Origin of the sequence: Stieleria sp. (genome assembly GCF_041595215.1) — a bacterium.
GTDB lineage: Bacteria > Planctomycetota > Planctomycetia > Pirellulales > Pirellulaceae > Stieleria > Stieleria magnilauensis.
In genome coordinates, this window is sequence record NZ_JBFHKV010000220.1 from 1 (window position 1) to 9,453 (window position 9,453).

Annotated in this window: 7 protein-coding genes; 1 reads left to right on the plus strand and 6 read right to left on the minus strand. The window is 57.4% G+C overall.

Going from position 1 to position 9,453, the window contains the following annotated elements:
• Positions 1 to 350 precede the first annotated feature (350 nt).
• From ABX749_RS10895 to ABX749_RS10905, 3 genes are all read right to left on the minus strand, one after another.
• A complete protein-coding gene (locus tag ABX749_RS10895) occupies positions 351 to 1,319 on the minus strand; it encodes a phosphotransferase (protein WP_372896004.1) in 969 nt (322 codons plus the stop codon).
• Positions 1,320 to 1,424: 105 nt separating this feature from the next.
• A complete protein-coding gene (locus ABX749_RS10900) occupies positions 1,425 to 2,735 on the minus strand; it encodes an ADP-ribosylglycohydrolase family protein (protein WP_372896005.1) in 1,311 nt (436 codons plus the stop codon).
• Between the two features lie 157 nt (positions 2,736 to 2,892).
• Positions 2,893 to 3,513 carry a hypothetical protein gene (locus ABX749_RS10905; RefSeq protein ID WP_372896006.1) on the minus strand — a complete coding sequence of 207 codons (621 nt, stop codon included), beginning with the start codon at positions 3,511 to 3,513 and terminating at the stop codon, positions 2,893 to 2,895.
• A gap of 222 nt (positions 3,514 to 3,735) precedes the next feature.
• Here ABX749_RS10905 and ABX749_RS10910 point away from each other — a divergent pair, with 222 nt between their 5' ends.
• On the plus strand, positions 3,736 to 5,220 hold the full coding sequence (locus ABX749_RS10910; RefSeq protein WP_372896007.1) for a hypothetical protein: 1,485 nt from the start codon (positions 3,736 to 3,738) through the stop codon (positions 5,218 to 5,220).
• 13 nt (positions 5,221 to 5,233) lie between these two features.
• On the opposite strand, the gene ABX749_RS10915 is transcribed toward ABX749_RS10910, so the two are convergent.
• From ABX749_RS10915 to ABX749_RS10925, 3 genes are read right to left on the minus strand one after another with little or no spacing between them, the layout of a single operon-like run.
• A complete protein-coding gene (locus tag ABX749_RS10915; protein ID WP_372896010.1) occupies positions 5,234 to 6,427 on the minus strand; it encodes an exo-beta-N-acetylmuramidase NamZ domain-containing protein in 1,194 nt (397 codons plus the stop codon).
• A 5-nt stretch (positions 6,428 to 6,432) separates the two neighbouring features.
• Positions 6,433 to 7,659: an exo-beta-N-acetylmuramidase NamZ domain-containing protein gene (locus ABX749_RS10920; RefSeq protein WP_372896008.1), complete on the minus strand. Its 1,227-nt coding sequence runs from the start codon at positions 7,657 to 7,659 to the stop codon at positions 6,433 to 6,435.
• A complete protein-coding gene (locus ABX749_RS10925) occupies positions 7,656 to 9,200 on the minus strand; it encodes a sodium:solute symporter (RefSeq protein WP_372896009.1) in 1,545 nt (514 codons plus the stop codon). The genes ABX749_RS10920 and ABX749_RS10925 overlap by 4 nt, the downstream gene beginning before the upstream one ends.
• Positions 9,201 to 9,453: the final 253 nt, after the last annotated feature.

Here is a 9,453-nt window from a genome sequence, read left to right on the forward strand (position 1 = left end):
GGGGATGGTGGGACGTGCTTCCCGGAGGTGGCGCTGCGCTGACCTCCGGCTACTCGCTGGCATCCCTCCGGGATACTCGGTTCGCGGCCGCTCTCCTTTGACACCAAACGGAGTGATGCTTGTGAGCGGCAGGGCCCTGCGCTTGTCTAAACCTTGTCGATTGAGTGGTATTGGACGCAAGCGGGCTTGAATCGACAGGCCACCGGCCCTCCGGTTTCTCACCTCCACCAAAACGGAGGCCTCGCGCCCTTCCGCTCTAAAATGCTTCGCAGCGTTGCCTGACGGGGGCGCAGCGTCGGATTACTGTGCTCCATCCGCGGGCAATTTGAAATCGGATGACGCGACTCTCTTCACCGGATCCACGCCCGGGCGACGTCGATCCATTGGCGTTTGGTTTCCAGTGTCGCGGTCAGCGGCAGTTGCGCGACGCCCAACAAACGCCGCAAGATCTCCAAGCCGGCAAAACGTGTCCAAAGGTCGTGTCTGATGACTCCGTCACTGTGATAGGCAGTCAGGATTTGCTGCTTCGCTTCCTCGCAATCGATTCCACAGAACAACGTGTGCGCCAGCAGGACTCCCAAGTCAAACTCGGGCGGGCCGACAAAACAGAATTCAGGGTCGATGACAAACAACGACGGCGCATCGGTCGGATGGGTTGACGGACGTCGCAGGAAGGAGCCTGGGTAATAGTCGCCGTGCAACAGTCGCGCGTTCGGATCCTTCCAGGAATCCGCGTCGACGTACAGTTCGCCCATCTGTTTCGCGATCGCGAGCAAGTTGTCATCGGCGATGACTTGTTGACGCGTGGTTTCCAGACCCGTTGTGATCTGTTCCAAATCGATCGGCAGCTGTGATTGCAGCGGGATCACAAAGAGGTGCTGGTGATTGAGTTTTCGAAGTTCCAAGTTTTGGAACGCTGCGCATTGGTCTTGCTGTAAATCGATCGAATGCAATTGTCCGAGCCAACGCGCTGCGGCGTCCAGCGGTAGCGAAGCTTCCCCGTAAGCATCGGTCATGTCGACGGAGCCGGGAAGATCCGTCAAGCAGAGTGTGTAGTTGGCGGTGTCTTTACCGACCAGGGTTGGCATCTGCGCGGCGACTGGCGCAACGGAACTGACACATTCGTAAAACCGGGCTTCCGACCACGCACGCTCGACGGGGGCGGCAATGGTGGGATACTTTTCGACCCAGGGACGAGATTGTTTCAGAATCAGCGTTCGTTCGCGACCAGCTTGGTCTCGGAGCGTCGTGCGTAGCGTACAGTTCATGTTGCCTTCGCCGGCCGACTCGACAGCGACGAGAATTTCGTCGTCTCGCATCCATCCGTTCCGCCCGAGCGACGCGGCGACCGACGCCGGATCATTCTTCGAGATCGGGTCGAAGTGGAGGGGGCCTGTCTGCGGTTGGTCGTGATCCACTTGGGGTTACCTCGCAAATCGCAGTTGTTGGTGCTCGGCGCGGTCGGCGGCGTTTAATAGCGTCCGACACCAATCGTCGACCGATTCGCCGAAATCGACTTCTAAGCGTCTTTCGACTTGGCGGACCATGGATGTGGGAAACACTTCACGTCCATGAATCGCCCCGATCCAAGCCCCCAGCAACTGTGCGTAGGAATCGGTGTCGTGACCAAAATCGAGACACAGGTTCATCGCCGCCATCGGGTCGTCGCGACAGAGGTGCATGATCGCCAGCGGCACGACGAACGTGAAATGGGCATCCCACCAGTAATGAGGTTTTCCCTCTCGCTCTAGTTTTTCGAACAGTTGACGCGGATCCCTATCGGCCGATTCGGCCCATTGCCTCCCTCGGCTAAGCCACTGAGCAAACGGCCTTTCGGTGAACGGGATGTCGGCGTAGTGGTAGGGATCCGTTTGAATCATCGTCTGGATCAGGGCTTGCATTCGCGTGTCCGGATCTGAATCGTTGTGGCGACCCGAAAGCACTTCTGCGATTCCCGCGTTGATTGCAGCACAGTAGTCGACGGCATGGTCGGAATCCAAAAAGTCGATGGCGTAGGTCGCTTCGTATGCAGCGACTGGTTTGCCAGGAAAGACGGCGGCCAGGGGAAGCAACGCCATTTGGCCGGAGCAATTGGCCACGCCTGCCCAAAGTCGCTCGGGCGGGTAAGCCGGTTCGGAAGCAAGATTGGGCGTTGGCTCGGGCGTTGGCTCGCGCGAGGATTGAATTGACTTGGCCGCCCACCAACGGGCGGCGTCGCGGTAGGGTTTGAATCCGTCATGGTCCAGCGCTGCCGTCGATGCGGCGGATTCATCCACGTGTCGCAGCGGACTCAAATACTCGGCCGCCAAACGCGATCGGTCAATGGTGACGCGGGCTTGTCCGGCGTGGTCGACGGCTCGTTTGATGGCACGCAACAGAATGATCTTGTGACGCGAATCGTCCGTGATGGTGCCTGCCGGTGCCCGTTTTCGCCACGGACCGAAGGGCGCCGTTTCGGGACGCAACGTTTCGTAGCCACGCAGTCGAAGCGTTCGGGCAAGCGTTTCGCAGTGCGTCGCTGTCAATTTCGTTCCGGCCTTCCACTGACGGACGTGCGGCATGTCGTCGGGCAAACGGTCGGGATCGGAAAACTCAATCGGTCCGCCAAGAGCGTCTCCCAAAAGCGACCCGATCAGAAAGCCACGCAAGCGGTCGAGCGAAATGCCGAGCCGATGGGCGAGGGCTTCGGCGGTGTCGGTCGTTTTAGATTGCTCCGCTGTCGTCTGGGCGCTCACCTTGACGGCGGAAGCAGCCCATAGGACTGCAAATGAGGATAAGATTCTGCGGCGTTTCATACGTCGTGCTCGAACGGAGGACTGTCCGATTGGCCGCAATGATTCGCCTCGCTGTGCGGTGGACGACTGATTCGCGCCATGCGCGAATGGGATCCGTTCAGCGTCGGCGTCGGCAAGCCACTGTACTGCCAATCAGAGCCAGCATCGCAAAGGATCCGGGTTCCGGAATCGCGACAGGGATGGAGATGAAGCTCGTTTGGTTGTCAAAATAGTAAGGGCGATCTGCAGTCGCGTTTCTAAGCGAAACACTGTTGATGCTGTTTGCTCCCGTATCGTCGACCAATCCGAGAAAGTAGCCATTTGCGGGGCCGGGCAAATCGATCACGGTACTTGTTGCTTCGAGCGATTGACTGCCGCCCGCCGATGTGAGCGAAAAAGAAGTAGACAGTGAGCCTTCATAGATGACAAAGATGCCTGCGGCTGATCGCGCCGTGTCGAAGCTCATCGTGATCACTTCATTCTCGAATTCGGGGAATCCGAAGGTTCCATTGCCAATGAAGTTATCCGGGCTGATGGTCCCGTCAGTGATACCGTCGGTTACATAAACGCGCATCGACCCACCGCTAGAGAACACGACGTCGTCAATCCGGTCAATCGTATTTCCGCCGGGAATGGAATCAAAGTCGATGACACTCTCGCTGCCGAATGCGGCGGACTGGAATGACGCGTAGTCGGTGTATCCGACGATCGCTGCGGAGGCGTTCGGGGGCCTCGTCACGATGGAACTGAGAAGTAGAACCGCGCAGAAGAGGATTGTAAATTTCATCGCGTCGGACATCTCAGGGGGGCTAGCATGTTGAATGATTCTGTGCCGCGGCGGGCAAGCCGGCGTCGATCAAGCTGATAAACTAACCGAAAGTCGAGGCACGTTTGGAGTCTTCGCGTCACGGTGAGCTTGATTTGGCTGTTTTTCTCAGAAAACCACGTTTTGACGTCCCGCATGAAACGAATTCGATTCTCGATTCGAACACTCCTGTTGCTCGCTGTTGTCACGGCGGTAGGCATCGTCGTTTATCAGCGTCATGCGCGGATTCACAGCACCGTCAAGCGATTTGAGTCGCTTGGCGGGACGGTCCGGTACCGCGCGTCAGTCCTGGATGGTTTTCATTCTCGGACGGGACACTTCTGGGCCACGCCGATTGAGGTCCAGCTGTCGCACAGTCGGATTCACCGTGGCGGTCTGGTGGGAATCGAGCATCTTGAATCGTTGGAGAGACTGTATCTCAATCGCACCGGGATCGCTAACGACGACGTTGCCGAATTGGTCAAGTGCAAGCGACTGAAACGATTGTCGCTGTGGGGCAACCACAACATCACCAGCGGCGCGATCGAACATCTGCTCACGTGCCCGATGCTGGAGGCGTTGGATGTTCATGAAACTCGGATCAATCCCTCAACGCTCGGCCGTTTGAGTGATTTGCCGCGTCTGAGTCGGTTGGTGTTTTCCACGGATTTCTATTATCAGGAAAGCAGTCGGATGAATGGAAGCGTGATGCGTCAACTCGCTTCGATTGATCAATTGCAACCCGTCGGTTCATGTTTCTTATGGGACTTTGACGCTGACGAGATACAGATGTTTTGTCAGACCGACACCTCACGGCTGGACAAGTTACTGTTGCGTGAGTGTGAACTCACCGATCAGGCATGCAGGGCGATCAGCGCGCTGCGGGCGAGAGAATTGGATTTGCAATTGTGCGATCTCGATGATCGTCGATTGCAACGGATCGATCCAACGCGTTTTGGCCGGATCGATATCGCCAACCGAAAGGGAACTGTACGGCCCGACATCACGCTCGAAGGAATCACCGCCTGGTTGCCGACCGGGATGCCTTCGGGATTGCGTGCCGTCGGCGTGTACGACGGGTACGTCGAATTTATGGACCATCTGAGTACGCGTTGGAAGTATCGATTAACGATTCCAACTCAGCCGCTGAGTCGAGCGCTGCTGCAAAAGTGGCTTGACCTTGGACTGAAAGAACTGGATCTCAACGTCGAAGAAAATCTCGCCCGTGATCTGGAACTTGTCGCAGCGATCAACCCGCCCATCGACCTGCTGATACGGAACCACTTGTTCGTCTGGCCGTTTTTGTCACAGATGGATCAATTACAGCGACTGACGCTGTACAACGATGTGTCGACGCCTCTGCGATTCGTCGATGGACTTTCGCTGCGATCACTTTCCTTGTACGGCAGGTTTTATCCGAACAAGGGAACGTTTCAGGAAATCGCCAAGTTGAAGCAATTGTCGTGGCTGCACCTACGCAATCGCAACTTGGTGACGATGGAAGACGTTCAGCCGCTTGGGGCTTTGCAACATTTGACGACGGTCCGGATCAGCAAGCTGACGCCGGAGGCCGAGGCGTTTCTAGAACGGTTATGTGCCGCGAACGAAACGGCAGTTTCGGGCTCGGTAAACGGTCCGTGAAAGTCTTCTTCGCTCATCCACGAAATCGATTTTCGTTTGGATCGTAGAGTTGGAGCGGATGGGTCCGCTGGTTCCATGATGTCACGTCGAGTTCGGCGAGATCGTCGATGGTGTGGTCGTGATTTAGTCCCAGTCGTAACCGGCTGGAGCCATAGATGATGTCGATCGGTGGCTTCTGCGTTTCGTATTCGTAGGGCGGACCGAGCCAGCGAAATTCATCGGGCCAATGGTGCTGGATCACCGACAGGATGGCGATCGATGTTTTCAGTGATCGAAACCGCTGGGGGTCGGTGATGTGGATCGAGATGCCGCCGCACAGTTGGTCCGCCCATTTGTCAAACGTGGGGCGGAAAGAGAGCGGCAAGAAATGAACGCCGGGCAAGTCGATGTCGTTGAGCGCCTGGATCAGTGTGTCGGGATCGACGAACGGCGCCCCGACGATTTCGAAGGGCGTGGTGGTGCCGCGGCCTTCGGACAAATTGGTTCCTTCCAGCAAGACTTGGCCGGGATAGACCATGGCGGATTGGGCGGTGGGCAGATTTGGCGAGGGTAACAGCCAGTGTCGGCGGAGTGAACCGAACGTGTCGTCGGGCGACCATCCTCGGACGGGAATGATTTCCAGCGAGACGTCGATTTGCAATTCGGATTGCAGCAACAACGCCAACTCTCCCATCGTCAGCCCATGACGCATGGGAATCGGAGCCCCGCCGACAAAGCTGCGATAGGCATCTTCTAGCAGGGGGCCTTCGACGATCCGGCCGCCGATCGGATTGGGCCGGTCCAGCACCAGGACCGAAACGTTTGCTTTGGCGCACGCGTGCAGGCATTCGAGCATTGTCCACACGAAGGTATAAACGCGCGTACCGACGTCTTGCAAATCGATCACCAAGCAATCGAGCCCGGCCAGCATCTTTGGCGACGGTCGTCGTGACTCGCTGTACAGGCTATAGATCGGAACGTCTAAGCCCGCATGCCAACCGTGGTCGGTTTCGATCATGTTGGCTTGGGCATCACCCCACAGCCCGTGCTGGGGCGTGAACAAGGCGGCGATTTGACCCGGATACGCATCGTGCAAGACATCACACGCCAGGCGAAGATCCCGGTCGACCGACGCACGGTTCATCAGCAGTCCGATTCGCGCGGACTGCAGCACCTGCGGTCGCTCCGCCAGACAGGTTTCCAGTCCCAGTTGCGGTTGGTGCTGCATCACTTTCACGGTTCGTTTTTGCCAGAATCGCGGTACAGCAAGAACGCTTCTCGGCGATGTTTGAAATCGCTGAGTTCGTGTTCATAGGCGGCTTTTAATTGATCGACCGATTTGCCGCTCAGAATTCCGTCGCGTGTTTTTTCGCTTACCAGCAATCGGTTCAGCGACTTCGTTTGCCAATCTTGGGGATAGAGTCGATGCAGTGTGGTGGCCAACGTCAGTCCAGTCTCCAGCGGGTCAAACGCGGCTCGGTCGGTCACGATCAGGTTGACGCCGCCGCACTTCTGGGTCTCGTGTTTACTCGCGTCGGGCGTGAACTCGATCGGCACAAACCGGATTCCGTCGAGTGGTTGAGCATTCAATTCGCGCGCCAGGGTGATGGCATCGATCCAGGGGGCGCCCAAAACTTCAAAAGGAGTGTCGGTACCGCGTCCGACCGAGACGTTGGTCGTTTCCAGCAGCCCGACTCCAGGATAGAGCAACGCCTGCGTCAAACTGCGCATGTTCGGAGACGGGTTGATCCAGAGACGTTCGGTGGCGTCAAACATTTTGCTGCGATCCCAGCCCTCGATGCGAATGATTTGCAACTCGACATCAAGTTCCCATTCGGCTTTGAACATCATTGCCAATTCGCCGACCGTCATCCCATGGCGAACGGAGATCGGGTGGTAACCGACAAAGGATTCGTTACCGGGATCCAGCACGGGACCTTGCACGGCGACACCATTGATCGGGTTCGGTCGGTCCAGCACCACAAAACGGATTTGGTGTTGGGCAGACGCCTTCATCGCCCCACCCATGGTGGAGATGTAGGTATAGAAACGCGTTCCGATGTCTTGAATATCAAATACGAGTGTGTCGATCCCCTCGAGCATCTCGGGCGTGGGGACTCGGGTCTTGCCGTACAAGCTATGGACTTTCAGACCCGTCAGTGAGTCGCGTTGATCATCGATGTTCGCTTGGTCTAAGACGCCGGCGAAACCGTGTTCGGGGCTGAACAGAGCCACCAACGTGACGTTCGGTGATTCATGGAACAGCTTGACGGTGGAGACTCCGCGAGCGTTTGTGCCGGTATGGTTGGTGATCAAGCCAATCTTGCGGCCGGCAAGTTGCTGAAAATCGTCCCGTTGGAGCACATCAATGCCTGCCAACACTTGCGCGGCGGCATGACGCGGTAAAACGGTCATCAGTGCAAGGGCTAAGAACAGTGAAGTGAAGACATGCTTGTTCATCTTGATTCCTCGTCGTGTCGTGAGTCTTTCTCGACGCTGGTTGCATCAGGGGATTGGGATGGAATGAATTGACTGGCAACGTAGCCGGAGGCGAAGGTGGCGAGGGATCCGATGATGGCAAACCAAGGCCAGGCGATGGAGGTTCCGAATTTGACCGCGGTTAAGACTGCGATCCCGGTCACCATCCCCACCAGGGCGCCGCGTTGGTGTGCCGAGCGGCTGAACATGCCCAGCCCGAACACTCCCAGCAAGATGCCTGCGGTAAAGCCCGCGATCGCCAAGGCATCGCCGACGACGCTGCGGGAGAGGTAGCTGGCTCCCATGCCGATGGCGATTTGTAACACGCCAAAAATGATCGTGAAGTCGCGACCGGCCGACAGCAGTTTGTGTGAGTGATCGGCTTGGGAATCATCGTCGGCAATTTCGGGGTAGGCCCACGGGGCGTAGAAATCGGAGACGGCGGCGGCGGCCGATGAATTCAGTGAGCTGGAAAGGGTCGACATCGCTGCGGCGAAAACCGCAGCCAGGGTAATTCCGACGAGGCCGATCGGTAGATGATCGACGATGAAGGTCGCGAAAACTTCGTCGTTGTGTTCGAACGTTTGCGGTTCGACCGCGGTGTAATAGGCGGCCAGGGCGACGCCCAATAGCAAAAACAACGCAAATTGAGCGAAGACCACCACACCACTGGCGATCACCGCACGTTGCGCGTCGCGCGAGCTGCGGGCACACAAATAGCGCTGGACAAACATTTGGTCGGTACCATGGGTTCCCAACGTCAACACCGCACCCCCGATCAAACCCGACCAAAACGTGTACGTTTCGGTCCAAAGGCTGAATGTTTCGGTCGACTGCCAGCGGAAATCCAGAAGCTGAAATCGTCCGCTGGAGTTGCCAAATTCCCACAGTTCCGCCCAACCGCCGGGCAAGAACCCGACCAGGATCTTGAGCGCCAATAATCCTCCGGCCATGTAAACGACCAATTGCAGACAGTCGCTCCAGATCACGGCCTTCATTCCACCGAAGAACGTGTACAGGATGGTGGCGATGCCGATCAAGGCGATGCAGAAATGCAGGTCGATTCCGAGCACCTTTTCGAGCGCGATGCCGGCTAAAAAGAGCCGTAATCCGTCACCCAGATTCCGCGTGATCAGGAACAACAGCGAGGCACATTGCTTGCTGGCGCCTCCAAATCGCTGTTGCAGTATTTCGTAAGCGGTAAAGATTTTGCCGCGGCAGTACAGCGGCACCAGCACGATTGCGACGATCACACGGCCCAACAGAAACCCCAGCGCGAGCTGTAAGAACCGCATGTCGCCGCCCGCGGCGAACGCGATCCCCGGCACGCTCAAGAATGTGGCGGTGCTGGTTTCCGTGGCGACGATCGAACCCAGGATCGCCCACCACGGCAAATCACGCCCGCCCAGCAGGTATCCCGAAAGATCTTTCTGGTCACGCCCCACCCACACGCCCAACGCCACCATCGCCAGCATGTAGACGACTAAGATCGAAGCGTCGATCAAACTGATTGACAAATCCATGTTCCTGTATTGTGATCACTGACGGTATGGTCATTGGTGTTCGCCTTGAGGCGAGTCCCCGGTCGCTGCGTAGCAGCGACAGTGGGCGGCTAAAGCCTGCACACCAGCGCACGTTGGTGTCTAGCCTTTAGCCCGGATATTGCATCCGCTGACTGGTTGACTCTGATTTTAGACTGAGTTACGGCGAGGCTGTCCACGATAGCCGGTTTTTGCTGCAATCGATTCGCTGCGGGCAGAGGGCCCCCTACCCCCA